This window comes from Rhizobium sp. LjRoot98, assembly GCF_964252935.1.
Lineage (GTDB): Bacteria > Pseudomonadota > Alphaproteobacteria > Rhizobiales > Rhizobiaceae > Pararhizobium.
Genome location: NZ_CAXUPW020000003.1, coordinates 156,392 through 171,752 on the forward strand (window position 1 = coordinate 156,392; position 15,361 = coordinate 171,752).

Consider the following 15,361-nt stretch of genomic DNA (forward strand, 5'->3'; position numbering starts at 1 on the left):
TTGGACATCTTAAAGCTTGGTGCAGGAGCGTCCTGTGCGTGATTTTCAGTATCGATTGGAATCGTGATGGCGATGCTCCGGAAACTCAGGGAGCGGTGGCAGGCGCGTCCGCAGCGCTGCGCCTGGAATAATCGGAGATTGGTGGGGCTTTCCCAGTGGGACATCTTCGCGCCGAGTGCCGCCGAACCACAGCTTTCATCGACGCCCGGCGTGCGCTTGCCTGTGCCCTGAGGAAGGGCGGGCTGCCTTTTTACCCTTATGCGGAGGGATGGTTACCCTTTATGCGGGAGGAGGCTCATTTTTGCTCATATATAGACTTAGTCTTTATATAAGAAATAACACCCCTGCCTCTTCCGCTAAAAGACCGGAGTGTGCGGGGATGTGAGGGCTGTTTGCTTGGTTGACGTTCCCAAACCATTCTCTTATAACTTTTATATTCGCATATGAATTATGCCTGAAGAGGAGTTCAGGCTGAAGGGGAGGATTTCATGAAGGCAGTCATGCTTGCGTCCGTTCTGGCCGCATTGTCGTTTTGCGGCGTCGCGTCGGCTCAGGAGTACAATCTGCGCTTTTCGACATCGCAGGTTAATCCGAACGAGCCGATCGTGAAGGCGATGAAGCTCTATGCCGAGCGTGTCGGCGAGCGGTCAGAGGGCCGGATCGCCATCACGGTCATGACCGGCGACCAGCTGGGAGCGCAAAAGAAGGTCAACGAGATGGTCATGAGCGGCGCAAACCTGCTCAGCGCCACCGATTATGGGCAGCTCGGCCAGTTTGAACCCGATATGTCCATTCTCGCCGGCCCTTACGTCTATCCAAGCCTCGAAGCGAGCGACAAGCTGTTCTCGTCGGACGTCTACAAGGAGTTGTCCGCTAAGCTTGAAGCCCAGGGTATTAAGATCCTGATGCCGAATGGCCTTTTCGGCTATCGTCACATCATCGCGAACAAGGCTATTCGTACCCCCGCCGATCTGGCCGGTGTCACCATCCGCGTTCCTTCCTCGCCAATCATGATGGCGACGTTCGCCACCTATGGCGCGCGTCCGACGGAATTGCCCTGGGGTGATGTTTACAACGGGCTCCAGTCCGGTGTCGTCGATGCGGCGGAAGGTCCGTTTGGATCGATCGCCGGGTCCAAGCTCAATGAGACGCGCAAGGTCATTTCCAAGACCGGCCATCAGGCGATGTTCACCGCCTGGGTTGCGTCCGCCCAATTTTTCAATGGCCTGCCCGAAGATCTGCAGAAGATCATGACCGAGGAGGGCCAGAAAATCGCCATCGACCTGACGAAAATGACGCTCGAGACCGATGATGTCTACGCCAAGCAATTGGCCGATGCCGGTGTGGACATCATCTCCGATGTCGATGTTCCTGCTTTCGTCGAAGCCTCCAAGGCTGCCTATGGCAAGGTTCCGAACCTGACGCCCGGCATGTTCGAGCGTATCCAGGACGCCATGAAGTAAAACAGCCGGCCAGCGGGACATGTGTCCGGCTGGCCATTTCTGTCGCGTCCGGGGGATATCATGAACAGTTTTACCGAAACCAGCGGCGATAGCCCGCTGCTCAGTCTTCGCCGTGCCGATGAAGCGATCGGTGTCGCCGCTTTGATCGTCGTCGTCTTTTCGATCCTTTGGGGTGTCGTCAGCCGTTACATCTTTCCGCAGCCGGCGGCCTGGACATACGAGCTTGCCATCCTTGCATTTTCTTACCTGGTGTTTTTCGGTGCGATCACAGGTGTGCGTCTCGGAACGCATGCGGCTATCGATGTGCTGGTGACGGCGCTCCCTGACCGCTGGCAGACTGCCATTCGCTGGTTCAACTATGTGCTTCTCGCTGCCTTTTTCATCCTGATGACCGTTCTCTTCCTCTGGCAGGCGTGGACATCTCGGCATGTGCACACGATCGCCCTCGATCTGTCGCGCAGCCTCGCTTACGGCCCGCTGGCGCTGGCCTCGGCAGGCATGCTGCTCCAGCATTTGCTTGTTGAGCGGCCGTGGCGCCCGAGAACGCACCGAAACGTGGATTCGATCATATGACCTTTTTCCATCTTGCTGGGCCGTCCCTTCTCGTTGCCATCCTTTTCCTGCTTTCGACGCCGATCACCTGGGCCATGGCCATCGGCGCGCTCGCCTTCTTCTTCCTGAACATGGACATGATCCCCTTGTCCAATTTCGCGCAGGAAATGGCGGAAGGCAGCCAGTCGGTTTCTCTGCTGGCGCTTCCCCTGTTTGTTCTGGCCGGCTGTATCATGAACGCGTCCGGTATCACGCGGCGCCTGCTCAACCTGGCCGATGTCTTGGTCGGCCACATGACCGGTGCGCTCGCTCAGATGTGCACGGTGCTTGCGACACTTCTCGGGGGGCTCACGGCGTCGGCCAATGCCGACGCGGCGATGCTCGCCAAGACGCTTGGCGTGCAGATGGCCGAGCGCGGCTACAGCCGTGCCTTTGCCGCCGTGATCACCTCGTCGGCGGCTGTAATTACCAGCCTCATTCCGCCGTCCATCGGGCTGATCGTCTATGGCTTTCTGGCGGAAACCTCGATCGGCCGGCTGTTTGCAGCCGGGGTCGTCCCCGGGCTCGCTCTTGCCCTTGGCCTGATGATCACCACGTTTTTCATCGCCAAGAAGCGCGGCTACAAATCGTTGCGCGAGAAAAGGGCGAGCGGCGCCGAGGTCAGGGCCGCGCTGATTGACGGTCTCTGGGCTCTATCCATTCCGGTCGTCATCTTTGCGGGTACACGCTATGGCCTGTTCACCACAACCGAGGCCGGCGCGGTCGTCGTTGTCTATGTGCTGTTCGTTGCCATCTTCGGCTACCGGGAATTCACCATCCGGCAGATACCGGAAGTGCTGGCCGAGGCCGTGCGCGATTCCGCCGTCGTCATGGTGATGATTTGCGCTGCTGCGGCCTTTGGTTTCTATCTTGCCTGGGAGCAGGTTCCGCAGGCGATGTCGAGCTGGCTTGGTGCGGCCACCGACAATCCGTTGATGATGCTGCTGTTGATCAACGTCATGCTGATGATTATCGGCACGGCGATCGAGGGATCGGCGGCATTGATCATCCTGACGCCGATGCTCATTCCGATCATCGATGGCGTCCATATCGACCGGGTGCATTTCGGCATCATCTTCATCACCAATCTGACAATCGCCGGCATTACGCCGCCGGTCGGCGGGCTGATGTACATCTCCTCGATGGTGATGCGTGTTCCGATGATGGCCTATGCAAGAGAGGTCGTTCCCTACTTGCTCATGATGATGATTCTGCTGGGGATTCTCAGTATTTTCCCGCAGCTTTCCCTCTGGCTTCCCGACCTCATCTACGGAACGGCGTCCGTGCAATGATGGTGCGTTTCGCGCGCACCTGGGGCATGCTGATGCCGGTTCAGGCATCAGCATAGACAACGCCAGAGACGTTGCCGAACGACAAAACCGGGCGGGCAGGTGGGGCTCCGTCCCGGTTTGTACCTTGGGCAGGGCCGCTTTTCGGCATCCTTAACCTTTGTATCCCTCATGGTTCTGAAGCGGCCCGGATCGATCGGGTTGTTGTTCTGCGCAAATTCCCTTTTCCGCGCTCTATTTTTCTCCGAACCTTGCCACATATGGCAGTTTATGCCCCGACGCATGCCGGCGGGCGTGGGAGAAATTGTGAACAGTTTCAAGGGAGAATTAACGTGCGTCTGAAAACAACATTGATCGGGGCCGCGTTCGCCGTGCTCGTTTCCACGGCTGCGGCCAATGCCCAGGTCGTCGTCTCCTCTAAGATCGACACCGAGGGTGGTGTGCTTGGCAACATCATTCTTGCCGTGCTCAAGGCCAACAATATCGAGACGACCGACCGGGTGCAGCTCGGGGCAACCCCGGTCGTGCGCAAGGCGATTGCTGCCGGTGAAATCGATATCTACCCTGAATATACCGGCAACGCCGCATTCTTCTTCGAAAAGGCCGACGATCCGCTCTGGAAGGATGCCGCAACGGGGTATGCCGAAGCCAAGAAACTCGACTACGACGCCAACAAGATTGTATGGCTGTCGCCGTCGCCGGCCAACAATACCTGGGCCGTCGCCGTGCGCAAGGATCTGGCCGATGCCAGCAGCATCAAGACCTTCAGCGATTTCGGCAAATATGTTGCGGGTGGCGGCGCGGTGGTGCTGGCGGCCTCCTCGGAATTTGTCAACTCGGCGGCAGCCTTGCCTGCGTTCCAGACGACCTATGGTTTCACGCTGAAATCAGACCAACTTATCACCCTTTCGGGCGGCGATACCGCAGCGACCATCGCGGCCGCGGCCAACCAGACCAATGGCGCCAACGCCGCCATGGTCTACGGCACGGACGGCGGCATCGCGCCATCGGGTCTTGTGGTTCTGGAAGACGACAAAGCGGTGCAGCCCGTCTACCAGCCCGCGCCGATCATCCGGGAGGCGGTTCTAAAGGAGCATCCGCAAATCGAAACCCTGCTGAAGCCGGTGTTCGAGAAGCTTGACCTGGTGACCCTGCAGGACCTGAACGGCCGCGTTCAGGTTGGCGGCGAGCCTGCAAAGGCGGTTGCGGAAGACTTTTTGAAAAAGAATGGTTTTCTGAAGTAAGCCGGCTGAAATAGGCTGCCCTGAAATGACCGGTTCCCGAAGCGGAGCCGGTCTAATGGGATGGGGATGGCAGTTTGAGCATTCGCTTCGATAAGCTCGGCGTGGTCATTGGGGTATTGATCGCTTACGGGGCGCTCGCCGCACCGTTTGCGACCTTTCGCGCCAACCGTATCGTGCCGGGCGACGCCAAAGGTATCCTCGATGCCTTGCCCACTGGGGCAGGCATGCTCCTTCTTGGGCTGTTGGCCGGAGCGGCGCTGATCGTCCTTTTAAGGACGCCGACACGTCTTCGGCTGCTTGTCGCCGCGGCCGGTCTAGCCGCCATTGCCGTGTTCATCGGAATGGCTGCGACCCACCTGACACCGCCCGCCAACGCATATGCCCGGGTTTCTCCTGCTTCCGGCTTCTGGATCCTGCTGTTTTCCTTTGCCCTGCTTGCTGCCGATTCGATCACGCGGCTGCGGCCTTTACCGTTGGTCAGGGTGCTGCTCCTGGCGATCACGCTCGGTGGGGCAGCCGTGGTCCTGATGTCGGGCCTGTGGGATGGGCTGTCGATCCTCAAGGAATACTCAGGCCGCGCCGATGTGTTCTGGCTGGAGGCCGGGAGGCATGTGACGCTGGCGCTTGGGTCGCTGGTTGCTTCCGTCCTGGTAGGGTTGCCACTCGGCATTCTCTGCCATCGGGTGGCGCCTTTGCGGGCCGGCGTACTCAACACGTTGAACCTCATTCAGACGATACCGTCGATTGCCCTGTTCGGCATTCTCATCGCACCGCTTGGCTGGATCGCCGTCCACGTGCCTGGGGCCGCCGCCATCGGCATTCGCGGCATCGGTGCCGCTCCCGCTTTCGTCGCCTTGTTTCTCTATTCGCTGCTGCCAGTGGTCGCCAACACCGTGGTTGGCCTAGCAGGCGTGCCGCGCGAGGCCAACGAGGCTGCCCGCGGCATCGGCATGACGGACCGGCAGCGGCTGTTCGGGGTCGAGTTTCCGCTGGCAATGCCGGTCATTCTCACCGGCATTCGCATCGTGCTGGTGCAGAATATCGGCCTTGCGACGATTGCCGCATTGATCGGTGGTGGGGGCTTCGGCGTCTTCGTGTTCCAGGGCATCGGCCAGACGGCAATGGATCTGGTGTTGCTTGGGGCAGTGCCGACTGTGGTGTTGGCCTTCGCAGCGGCGATCGTGCTCGACGCGCTTATTGAAATTAACGCTCCTCAGCGAGAACGAAGCAGGGCCGCATGATCGAAATCGACGGGATCACCAAACGCTATGACGGCAACACGGTCGTCAACAATGTGTCGATGACGATCGAACCACGTACGGTCACCGTCATTGTCGGCACATCCGGTTCGGGCAAGACGACGCTGCTGCGGATGATCAACCGGCTGGTCGAGCCGACATCCGGCGCGATTCGCCTTGATGGCGAGGACAATCGGGCGATGCCGGGTTTCGAACTGCGCCGCCGGATCGGCTACGCGATCCAGGGGCATGGACTGTTTCCGCATCGCACCGTCGCCCAAAACATCGCTACGGTGCCCACCCTGCTCGGTTGGGACCAAGCGCGGATCGACGCCAAGGTGGCGGAACTCTTGACCCTGTTTCAGCTTGATCCCATCGTGTTTTCGGCGCGGTTTCCGCATGAGCTTTCCGGTGGCCAGCAGCAGCGTGTCGGCGTGGCGCGGGCCTTGGCGGCGGAGCCGAACGTACTGTTGATGGACGAACCGTTCGGTGCGCTCGATCCGATCATCCGGGCAAAGGCACAGGCGGATCTGCTGGCCATCCAGAGGCTGCTGGGCACGACGATCGTGCTGGTGACGCATGACATGGACGAGGCGTTTCATCTCGCCCACAAGATTGCCGTCATGGACAAGGGCGCGCTTGTCCAATACGGCAAGCCCGCCGAACTGGTGAAGGACCCGGCGACGGAATTCGTCCAGACACTGATCGGCGCCAGCGAGCGGCCGTTCCGCCTGTTGTCGATCAAGACCGCGGGTGATGCCGTCGAGCCGGGAGCGGCCGATGGAAAACCACTGGCGGAAACGATGAGCCAGCGCGACGCGCTTTCCGAACTGTTGTGGACCGGCCGATCCGCGTTGCCGGTCGCCGCCGCCGATGGGACGATCCTTGGCAGGGTGACCCTGGAGGGACTGAGCAGACGGGCGGCAAAACCGCAATGAGGGCATGGATCCCAAATATCCTGCGCGCAGCGCTGCTAGCTTTTCTAATCGCCTTTCTGGTGTCGCCAGACTTGTTTGATCCCCTGTTGAAACCATTGGTGCAGGACAATGCGCCGGCGATCTACAATCAGGGCAGCCTGCTGACGCTGACCCTCCTGCATCTGCGCACCGTCGCCATCGCCACGACCGGCGCCGTACTCGTTGCTGTGACGCTGGCGATCCTCGTCACCCGGTCCTTTGGTGCCGAATTCCTGCCTTTGTCGCGCAGTCTCGTGAATGTCGGGCAGACATTTCCGCCGGTGGCCGTGCTGGCGCTGGCGGTGCCGATCCTCGGTTTTGGTGAGAAGCCGACGCTGGTGGCACTGTTTCTCTACGGCTTGCTGCCGATCTTCGAAAACACGCTGACGGGGCTGACGACCTTGCCGCCTGCGGTGATGGAGGCGGCCCGCGGTTCCGGCATGACTGATCGCCAGCGGCTGTTCAAGGTGGAACTGCCGCTGGCGATGCCGGTCATCCTGGCGGGTATCCGGCTGTCGGTGGTGATCAGCCTGGCCACTGCGACGATCGGCTCGACGGTCGCGGCAAAGACGCTGGGCGAAGTCATCATCGCCGGGCTGCAATCCAACAATATCGCCTTCGTGCTGCAGGGCGGACTGATTGTCGGCGCTCTGGCCGTGCTGATCTATGACGGGTTTTCGGCGATCGAGCGTGTCCTTGCCCGTCGTGCAGGGCTGTCGGCGCGAGGTTGACCTCGTGCCTCGCCTGTCGTTAGGTCAGTTGGTCGACGGCGGCGATGACGCCGCGCAGTTCGGCGAGGCCCTTGAGGCGGCCGATGCAGGAGTAGCCGGGATTGACTGTCTTTTTCTGGTCGTCGATCAACAGATGGCCGTGATCCGGCCGCATCGGGATGATGGTGTCGCTGCGCCCTTCCTTCTCGCGCCGCCGCTCCTCGGCGCGCAGGGCCGAAATCAGCGAGACCATGTTGACGTCACCGGCCAGATGTTCGGATTCGATAAAGGAGCCGTCCGGTTCCTTGTTGACGTTGCGCAGATGCGCGAAATGAATGCGGCTGGCGAAGCGCTTTGCCATCGCAACCACATCATTGCCGGTGCGCGAGCCATAGGAACCGGCGCACAAGGTAATGCCATTTGCCGGCTCATTGACTGCATCGAGGATGGTTTGAACGTCGCCCGCCGTGGATACGACGCGGGGGAGGCCAAATAGCGAGAAGGGTGGGTCGTCCGGGTGGATGGCGAGCCGGACGCCATTTTCCGCCGCAACCGGCACGACTTCCTTGAGGAATTCGATCAGATTGGCGCGCATGTCATCGGAAGAGACGGCATCGAAGCTGGCGATCTCGGCACGGATTTTCTCGCGGGTATGGCTATCCTCGCCACCGGGCAGGCCGGCAATGATGTTCTTTTCGAGCGTCAGGATTTCGTCGTCGCTCTTTCCTGCAAGCCGCTGTCTTGCAGCCTCGATGACATCCGGCGCGTAGTTGTCTTCGGCGGCGCGGCGCTTGAGCACAAAGACGTCATACGCGACGAAATCGATCATGTCGAAGCGCAGCGCGAAGCCGCCGGCCTCGGTCGGGTACATCAGGTTGGTGCGGGTCCAGTCGACCACCGGCATGAAATTGTAGCAGACGACGGGCACGCCGCCCTTGCCGAGATTGGCAAGGCTCTGTTTCCAGGCGTCGAGATACCGGCGCCATTCGCCGTCGCGCCGCTTGATTGCGGAATTGACGGGAATGGACTCGCAGACGGACCAGGTCATTCCGGCTTTCCGGACCAGCGCCATACGCTCGGCAATGTCATCCGGTGTCCAGATACGGCCATCGTAAATATGGTGAAGGGCGGTGACGACACCATGTGCGCCCGCTTGGCGCGCATCCGAAAGAGTAACCGGGTCCTGTGGTCCAAACCAGCGCCAGCTTTCGAGCATGTCCATCTCTCCTGTTATAATGTTGGACAATTAATGCGTTAATTTTCGGAAAATCAATACGGGAGTGTTGATCCGATCATTATGTCGGACATATGCTGCCACAAGCTGGGCAAGGAGAATGGCATGGAGAACGGCGTGCGGGGTTCTGCCGTTGACGGAATGGTGGACCACATCCGCGATCTTATCCGCAAGCGTGGCCTGACCGTCGGCGACGTTCTGCCAAGCGAGGCGGAGCTCGCCGTCATGTTCGATGCCAGCCGCAACACGGTGCGCGAGGCCTTCCGGACGCTGAAGGCCTATGGCGTGGCCGAATCCCGACAAAAGGTCGGTGCCGTGCTGACGGATCAGCACCAGACGGCGATGCGCGATCTGTTTTCCTTTGCCATGGACATTTCCGTCGATGCTTTCCGCGATGTCCAGGGTTACCGGCGGCTGACCGAGATCAACCTGTTCGATCTGCTCTCGACCCGGATCACCGAGGAAACCCTTGAAGGGATGGAGATGCTCAATGCGCGGATACGGCAGGCGGGTACGCCGGAAGAGGCGTCCGAACTCGACTATCAGTTCCACAAGCTGATGGTGGATGCGGCCGGAAACCGCACGCTGTCGGAAACCTACGGCATGCTGAAACCGGTGATCGGGCGGTTGATGCTGGCCGGCAAGTCGCAGCGGCTGGTGCTTGAAAACGTTACCGCCGAACATGCCGATATCGTCAAGGCGCTGCGTGAGCGTGACCGGATCGGATTCGCCTATCATATGGACCGGCATCTCGATGCGGGGCTGGAGTTCATTCCGGCGGCGCGAGGCGGACAAACCGCAGGATTGGAAGCGGCCAGTGGACGGGAGGTAGGCGATGCGTGAATTTACCGGAAAAGTCGCGGTGGTCACCGGAACGACGGGTATCGGCCGCGCCGTTGCTCTGCATCTCGCCCGGCAGGGCGCGGCCGTTGCTTCGCTCGGGATCGATCAGGCAGCCAATGCCGAGCTTGAGACGATGGCGGTGGCCGAGAACCTTGCACTGACCGTCTTTCACGCCGATGTGTCCGTCCCCGCCGATGTGCAGCGTGCCATGGCGTCCGCGGTGGCGGCGTTCGGCGGCATCGACATCATCGTCAACTCGGCCGCTGTTCACCCCTATGGCACGGTGGAGACGACACCGTTCGAGATTTTCATGCGCTGCATGGCCGTCAATGTCGGCTCGATCCACCTGACGGCGGAATTCGGCGTGCCGGAGATGCGCAGGCGCGGCGGCGGCGTCATCGTCAACCTCTCCAGCGTGCAGGGCCATGCCTGCCAGAGCGGCGTCTCCGCCTATGTCGCCTCCAAGGGCGCGATCCATGCCTTGACGCGGGCGATGGCGCTGGATTTTGCCACTGACCGCATCCGGGTCGTGTCGATCAGCCCGGGTTCGGTGCGCACGCCCATCCTGGAACTGGCGGCGCGGACATTCGAAGGTCCCGATGCCGATATCAACGGCGTGTTTCAACGCTTCGGCGCCGCCCATCCGCTGGGGCGGATCGGCGAGCCGGAGGAGGTGGCCGTGCTTGCGGCTTTCCTCGCCTCCGACAAGGCGGGCTTTATCACTGGATCGGATCACCGGATCGACGGCGGCCTGACGGCCGGCATCGGCGTTCGCTGAGGGAGAGACAATGAGCATTCCGATGAAACGCAGCGCCATCAATGCCATCATGCGCGAGAGCGAGGCTTTCATGCGCTCGTTCGGCTTCATCCTGCCGCCGTTTTCGCGCTGGTCTCCGGACGAGATGCAGGCGCGCAAGGGCGAGATCGACGGGATCACTAGTGCGTCGCTCGGTTGGGATATCACCGATTTCGGTCTTGGCGATTTCGAAAAGACCGGACTGTTTCTCTTCACCGTCCGCAACGGACGTTTTGCCGACCTGCAGCGGGGACGCGGCATGCTTTATGCGGAAAAGGCAATGATCGCCCGAAAGGACCAGCTGACCCCGATGCACCGGCATATCCTCAAGGCCGAGGACATCATCAATCGCGGCGGCGGTACGCTGGTGATCGAGCTGTTCGGAGATACCGGCGGGCAATGCGATCGCAACAAGGGAACGCGGGTGGCGACGGACGGCATCTGGCGCGATCTGGCGCCGGGCTACAAGCTGAAGCTTTCCCCAGGCGAAAGCGTGACGCTGATGCCCGGCGACTGGCACGCCTTCTGGGGCGAGGGCGCCGATGTCTTTGTCGCCGAGGTTTCGACCGTCAACGACGACAATACCGACAATATCTTCGAGGATCCGGCCGTGACGCGGTTTTCCGGTATCGAGGAAGACGAGGCGCCGCTGCATCTGCTGGTGCCGGATTATGCGGGGTGGTTGCGGTAGGCGGTCGGGCCTTTGCCTGACGTTTCGTTCGGCTTTGGGCCTCCAATTTCCCTGTCATCCTGGACTTGTTCCGGGATCCAGCGCGCCGCGTCTATGTCGCAAGGGGATTCTCTTCCTTTTGGGTTGGCCAGTTTTCTCACCGTGCGGACGCGCGGGAGCTGGATCCTGCCACAGGTCCTCGGGTTAAACCCGAGGAGAGGAAGACGGACGCGGGGGAAGATGTGCCAAATAACACACGTCCGATTCCCTCCATATTCGCTTCCCGTTTGACGACTTATCAATAATTACAACCAATAATTGTCTGTCGATCTAATCTTCGAGGTAGCGATGAACACAGTGGGACGTGCCGTTATCGTTTTTGCCCTTATGCTGCTGCTCACTGTCCATTTCAGCACCGGGCTGCTGGCAAGCTTTACCGAGAAAGTGCCGCGTGCGGTTGAAGGGATCGACGCCACTATACGGATCGGCCTGGTCTCCTGGCTGGGCCACACCAACACTCAGGCGCTTCTTGTTTTCCTAACGCTCTTTCTGCCGATTCTCGTCTATTATGGCAGCCCCCGCACCGCGCGGCCATTAGAGCCGGAGCCTGCCGCAATTACGCCGGCACGCATGCGGCGTGCGGTGGATCGGTCGCCCCAGAGCGAGTTGAGCCCCGAGAACAAGCAATTCATGAAGAACCTCCTGATCGGCGCTATCGAACAGGTTGCACGCGAGCACGAGATGGTGACTGCCAATCAGCGGCCGAAACCCTTCGTCCGGCTTGTGCCGCAGGTGCCGATCTTGGTCGGTGTGCCGCCGCGCAGCTGGTTTGGCGGAACGCCATCGCTGCCCGAAGGCACCGCATGGCCGGTCTGCGATGGAAAACCGGCAGAATTCCTAGCCCAGATCGATTGCTCCAGCCTTCCTGCCGATCTCTGGGATGGCGTGGGACCACGCGCCGGCTGGCTGTCGTTTTTCCTCGGCTCCGAGGAGGGCTATACCGTCGCGAAGATACTTCATACCCAGTCTCGCGGTGCTCCGGTGCAGCCGCTTCTGCCGGTTGATTCCGAATGGTTATACCTCAGCGAGATACCAACCATGGATTGGACTTCGCTTGCCCGGAGGGATGTTCCGAAGTGGCCGGTCGATGTGGTCTGGGTACCTTCACCGGAAGAAGACCCGTTGGTTCGCGAACCGGTGAGTGGTGGCCGGGACGGCGATCCGCGTGCGGTTCGTTATCAAACGGGTTTTGCCCTGACCGAGCCGGGCTGGAAACCGTTCGATTGGGCAACCACCTTGCTGCTGCTCGATACCGCCATTGCTTACGTACGCTCAAACTTAAGGCGGGACCAACAGCAGCTCGCCACCAATATCGAGGTTCTGGATCAGGTATTACTTGATCCGGCATGGCTTCCGGGCATGACGCGGGAACGGGCGGAAGCGAATTTGGCTTGGACCAAGCAACGGATATCGGCCTGGGAAACCCACTTGCCAGACGTAGAGGCCTTGCGCGCGAAGACCGCAACGGAAGCGGAGGCCGAGCCTTTCTCGGAAGCGAGGGTCGATGCCTTGATCTCCAGACTTGCGGCAATGAAGACGCCAGAGAAGGATGGTGCGCTGACCCGGCAAGCATTTCCCACGCTGAGTGCACCAAGAGTTGGTGGGTGGCTATCGGACTGGGCAGTGCTCGCACAGCAGCATGCAACGTATCTTTACGCCTCCGATCCTCGTTCGCTGCCGGTGGCGTGGCGGGCGAAGGTCGAGGAACAGGCGGCTTTCGACGCGCAATACGAAATGGGAGCGATGCGGCACGTGCCTGACGGTTATGTTCACCAGTTTGCGATGGACAGCGAAGTGACGCTGTTGCAGTTGCCCACCAGCCATCTGATGAACTGGATGTGGGGAGACACGTACGACCTCGTACTCACGATCAGCAGGGCAGACCTCGAGCGCGGTGAATTTGGCCAGGTCATGGCGCAGATCACGAATTGAGACTGGCCCTGTAACGTCCGGCAGTCATTTGTCTATGCTTGCCCCGGAGATGGCAGGCGGCTGCCTCTCCGAAGCACGCAAGATCCCCCCGCCTCATCCCTCCCGCGTCGATGCCGCAGTGACTGTCAGTGTGGTAAACCCGCTGATGGCGATGGCGGCGCGGGCGGGGGTCGGGATGGCGCCGCAGAGACTACCGGTGGTGATGATGCGGCCCTTGGCGACGGTTTCCGTCAGCGCGTTGGCGAAGACCAGAAAACCGGCGACAGGGTCGTCGTTGGGGTGTTTGCCGGGGCCGGTAAACACCGTGTCGCCATTGACGGTGATGGTCAGCGGATAGACCTGCCCGGGCTCGATCACTTTCGCTGGCAGTTCTTCGCCCAATATGTAGCCGGCATTGCCGAGACGGTCGGCGAGGAACAGCAGGGCGGGCGAGCTTCCGCCGTTATCCAGCCGGTGGCCCAGAAATTCGACGCCGGAATAGATGGCGGCGACATGATCGAGCAGGGTTTCACGGGTATAGGGCGTGGTGCCGGGGGCGGCGAGATCCTTGCCAAGCACGAAGCAGATTTCCACTTCCAGTGCATCGACGGCGGGGCGCTCGAAACCCGCGGTTCCCGATTCGCTGGCATGGGTGATATGGGCGATCGGTGCCGAGACCGAGCTTCCATCGGGGCGGATTGCCACCTTGTAGCCGCCGGTCAGCCAATTGTTCAAGGCCAGCGTCTCGCGCTGCACGGCAAACGCTTCCGCCGGGGTGGCGGGCTCAGTGAGCGATGCGGATGTTAGCCGGATACCCTGATTGTCGGCGTCTGACAGTTGGCGGGCGAGGGTGGCGGGCATGTTTGTCTCCTGCAGGGGATCGGCGATGTGTCATTCCCTTCGACCACACCTCGGACAAAAGGAAAACCCCGGAATTATTGTTCCGGGGCTTCCTGTCACGCAACGGGGAGGGACGTTACGCGGCTTGGACCTTCTTCGATACGCGGGCCCATTCGGGAATCCAGGTTCCGTGGGCGGCGAGCAGATCGTCGGTGAGCGACCAGATCTGGTCGAGATCGAGTTCTGCGGCCGTATGCGGATCCATCATCGCGGCGTGATAGAGATGCTCGCGATTTTCGGTCATCATTGCCGCCACCGTCAGTTCCTGCACGTTGATGTTGGTGCGGATCAGCGCCGTCAGCTGCGGCGGCAGGGCGCCGATATAGGTCGGCTGGATGCCGTTTTCATCGACTAGGCACGGCACTTCGGCGGCGCAATTGTCCGGCAGCGAGGTGATGCAGCCATTGTTGCGCAGGTTGCCGTAGATCACCGAGGGTTCGCCGGTCCAGACCGAGTTCATGATCGAGGAAGCATATTCCTTCGATTGCGCGACTTCGATCTTGTCGGCCGAGCGGAATGCGGCGGCCTGACCCTTCCATTTCTCGACCTGTTCGATGCAGCGCTTCGGATACTCGTCGAGCGGAATGCCGAATTTCTCGATCAGGTCCTCGCGGCCCTCCTTGATAAAATAGGGCGTGTATTCGGCAAAATGCTCCGAGCTTTCAGTGACGAAATAGCCAAGCCGGGTCAGCATCTCGTAGCGGACCTTGTTGGGGCAGCGCGGGTTCCAGGTCGGCTTTGGTGCCCGGCCTTCGCGGTAGCCACGCACGAGATCCGGATAGAGATCGCGGTAGGAACCGTCGGCCTGGCGGTGTTCGAACTTCAGGAAGAAGGCCATGTGGTTGATACCGGCCGAACGATAGCGGATCTCCTCATAGGGAATATCGAGATCGTGGGCGAGTTCCATCGCCGTTCCCTGGACGGAATGGCAGAGGCCGACCTGCTTGATCTTCGGGTATTTTTCGGCGATTGCCCAGGTGTTGATCGCCATCGGGTTAACGTATTGCAAGAGGATTGCCTCGGGGCAGACCTGCATCATGTCCTCGCAGATCGACCAGAGATGCGGCACGGTGCGCAGGCCACGCATGATGCCGCCGACACCGAGCGTATCGGCAATGGTCTGGCGCAGGCCGTATTTCTTCGGCACTTCGAAATCGGTAACCGTGCAGGGCTCAAAGCCGCCGATCTGGAAGGCGACGACGACGAAATCGGCGCCATCGAGCGCCTTGCGCTGATTGGAGTGCAGCTCGATGGTGGCTTTGGCACCGAGCGTCGAGATCAGCTTGCTGACGACGACTTCGCTTTCCTCGAGTCGCTGCGGATTGATGTCCATCAGCGCGATCTTTGCGCTTGATAACGCCGGGCGCTGCAGCACGTCGCCGATGATGTTTTTCATGAACACGGTCGAGCCCGCGCCGATGAAGGTGATCTTGGGTTGTCTGGTCATGGATAGGCC

The 15,361-nt window shown here is 60.6% G+C and carries 14 protein-coding genes; 11 read left to right on the forward strand and 3 right to left on the reverse strand.

Annotation, left to right across the window (positions count from 1 at the left end; genetic code table 11):
- Positions 1-488: 488 nt before the first annotated feature.
- The 7 genes from ACSQ3J_RS12655 (at position 489) to ACSQ3J_RS12685 (ending at position 7,512) form a co-directional block, all read left to right on the forward strand.
- Positions 489-1,463, forward strand: a complete 975-nt coding sequence (locus ACSQ3J_RS12655; RefSeq protein ID WP_060502560.1) for a C4-dicarboxylate TRAP transporter substrate-binding protein — start codon at positions 489-491, stop codon at positions 1,461-1,463.
- A 60-nt stretch (positions 1,464-1,523) separates the two neighbouring features.
- Positions 1,524-2,036 carry a TRAP transporter small permease gene (locus ACSQ3J_RS12660; protein ID WP_060502843.1) on the forward strand — a complete coding sequence of 171 codons (513 nt, stop codon included), beginning with the start codon at positions 1,524-1,526 and terminating at the stop codon, positions 2,034-2,036.
- Positions 2,033-3,346 carry a TRAP transporter large permease gene (locus tag ACSQ3J_RS12665; RefSeq protein ID WP_060512077.1) on the forward strand — a complete coding sequence of 438 codons (1,314 nt, stop codon included), beginning with the start codon at positions 2,033-2,035 and terminating at the stop codon, positions 3,344-3,346. The genes ACSQ3J_RS12660 and ACSQ3J_RS12665 overlap by 4 nt, the downstream gene beginning before the upstream one ends.
- A gap of 329 nt (positions 3,347-3,675) precedes the next feature.
- Positions 3,676-4,587, forward strand: coding sequence for a glycine betaine ABC transporter substrate-binding protein OsmF (osmF, locus tag ACSQ3J_RS12670; RefSeq protein ID WP_200954925.1), 912 nt, complete (start codon positions 3,676-3,678; stop codon positions 4,585-4,587).
- A gap of 74 nt (positions 4,588-4,661) precedes the next feature.
- Positions 4,662-5,828, forward strand: a complete 1,167-nt coding sequence (locus ACSQ3J_RS12675) for an ABC transporter permease (protein WP_060512075.1) — start codon at positions 4,662-4,664, stop codon at positions 5,826-5,828.
- Positions 5,825-6,763, forward strand: a complete 939-nt coding sequence (locus ACSQ3J_RS12680; RefSeq protein WP_436039270.1) for an ABC transporter ATP-binding protein — start codon at positions 5,825-5,827, stop codon at positions 6,761-6,763. The genes ACSQ3J_RS12675 and ACSQ3J_RS12680 overlap by 4 nt, the downstream gene beginning before the upstream one ends.
- Complete coding sequence (locus ACSQ3J_RS12685) at positions 6,760-7,512, forward strand: ABC transporter permease (protein WP_060512071.1); 753 nt, start codon at positions 6,760-6,762, stop codon at positions 7,510-7,512. The genes ACSQ3J_RS12680 and ACSQ3J_RS12685 overlap by 4 nt, the downstream gene beginning before the upstream one ends.
- A 19-nt stretch (positions 7,513-7,531) precedes the next feature.
- Here ACSQ3J_RS12685 and uxuA read toward each other — a convergent pair whose 3' ends face one another.
- On the reverse strand, positions 7,532-8,707 hold the full coding sequence (uxuA, locus tag ACSQ3J_RS12690) for a mannonate dehydratase (RefSeq protein ID WP_060512069.1): 1,176 nt from the start codon (positions 8,705-8,707) through the stop codon (positions 7,532-7,534).
- Positions 8,708-8,830: 123 nt separating this feature from the next.
- Between uxuA and ACSQ3J_RS12695 the strand changes: the two genes are divergently transcribed.
- The 4 genes from ACSQ3J_RS12695 (at position 8,831) to ACSQ3J_RS12710 (ending at position 13,026) form a co-directional block, all read left to right on the forward strand.
- Positions 8,831-9,568 carry a FadR/GntR family transcriptional regulator gene (locus ACSQ3J_RS12695; RefSeq protein ID WP_060512089.1) on the forward strand — a complete coding sequence of 246 codons (738 nt, stop codon included), beginning with the start codon at positions 8,831-8,833 and terminating at the stop codon, positions 9,566-9,568.
- Positions 9,561-10,346 carry an SDR family NAD(P)-dependent oxidoreductase gene (locus ACSQ3J_RS12700; protein ID WP_060502567.1) on the forward strand — a complete coding sequence of 262 codons (786 nt, stop codon included), beginning with the start codon at positions 9,561-9,563 and terminating at the stop codon, positions 10,344-10,346. The genes ACSQ3J_RS12695 and ACSQ3J_RS12700 overlap by 8 nt, the downstream gene beginning before the upstream one ends.
- A 22-nt stretch (positions 10,347-10,368) precedes the next feature.
- A complete protein-coding gene (locus ACSQ3J_RS12705) occupies positions 10,369-11,055 on the forward strand; it encodes a D-lyxose/D-mannose family sugar isomerase (RefSeq protein WP_060502846.1) in 687 nt (228 codons plus the stop codon).
- 366 nt (positions 11,056-11,421) lie between these two features.
- Entirely contained in the window at positions 11,422-13,026 is a 1,605-nt protein-coding gene (locus ACSQ3J_RS12710; protein ID WP_060502568.1) for a DUF1963 domain-containing protein, read from the forward strand.
- Positions 13,027-13,119: 93 nt separating this feature from the next.
- On the opposite strand, the gene ACSQ3J_RS12715 is transcribed toward ACSQ3J_RS12710, so the two are convergent.
- Both ACSQ3J_RS12715 and ACSQ3J_RS12720 read right to left on the reverse strand, forming a co-directional pair.
- On the reverse strand, positions 13,120-13,866 hold the full coding sequence (locus ACSQ3J_RS12715; protein ID WP_060502569.1) for a hypothetical protein: 747 nt from the start codon (positions 13,864-13,866) through the stop codon (positions 13,120-13,122).
- A 115-nt stretch (positions 13,867-13,981) separates the two neighbouring features.
- Positions 13,982-15,352: an alpha-glucosidase/alpha-galactosidase gene (locus tag ACSQ3J_RS12720; RefSeq protein WP_060502570.1), complete on the reverse strand. Its 1,371-nt coding sequence runs from the start codon at positions 15,350-15,352 to the stop codon at positions 13,982-13,984.
- Between the last annotated feature and the right edge of the window lie 9 nt (positions 15,353-15,361).

Excerpts from the sequence above, each read along its gene's own strand:
- ACSQ3J_RS12705 (WP_060502846.1), top strand. The coding sequence starts at position 10,369 with ATGAAACGCAGCGCCATCAATGCCATCATGCGCGAGAGCGAGGCTTTC.
- ACSQ3J_RS12680 (WP_436039270.1), top strand. The coding sequence starts at position 5,825 with ATGATCGAAATCGACGGGATCACCAAACGCTATGACGGCAACACGGTC.
- ACSQ3J_RS12660 (WP_060502843.1), top strand. The coding sequence starts at position 1,524 with ATGAACAGTTTTACCGAAACCAGCGGCGATAGCCCGCTGCTCAGTCTT.
- ACSQ3J_RS12655 (WP_060502560.1), top strand. The coding sequence starts at position 489 with ATGAAGGCAGTCATGCTTGCGTCCGTTCTGGCCGCATTGTCGTTTTGC.
- ACSQ3J_RS12710 (WP_060502568.1), top strand. The coding sequence starts at position 11,422 with ATGCTGCTGCTCACTGTCCATTTCAGCACCGGGCTGCTGGCAAGCTTT.
- ACSQ3J_RS12700 (WP_060502567.1), top strand. The coding sequence starts at position 9,561 with ATGCGTGAATTTACCGGAAAAGTCGCGGTGGTCACCGGAACGACGGGT.
- uxuA (WP_060512069.1), bottom strand. The coding sequence starts at position 8,707 with ATGCTCGAAAGCTGGCGCTGGTTTGGACCACAGGACCCGGTTACTCTT.
- ACSQ3J_RS12685 (WP_060512071.1), top strand. The coding sequence starts at position 6,760 with ATGAGGGCATGGATCCCAAATATCCTGCGCGCAGCGCTGCTAGCTTTT.
- ACSQ3J_RS12695 (WP_060512089.1), top strand. The coding sequence starts at position 8,831 with ATGGAGAACGGCGTGCGGGGTTCTGCCGTTGACGGAATGGTGGACCAC.
- ACSQ3J_RS12665 (WP_060512077.1), top strand. The coding sequence starts at position 2,033 with ATGACCTTTTTCCATCTTGCTGGGCCGTCCCTTCTCGTTGCCATCCTT.
- ACSQ3J_RS12715 (WP_060502569.1), bottom strand. The coding sequence starts at position 13,866 with ATGCCCGCCACCCTCGCCCGCCAACTGTCAGACGCCGACAATCAGGGT.
- ACSQ3J_RS12720 (WP_060502570.1), bottom strand. The coding sequence starts at position 15,352 with ATGACCAGACAACCCAAGATCACCTTCATCGGCGCGGGCTCGACCGTG.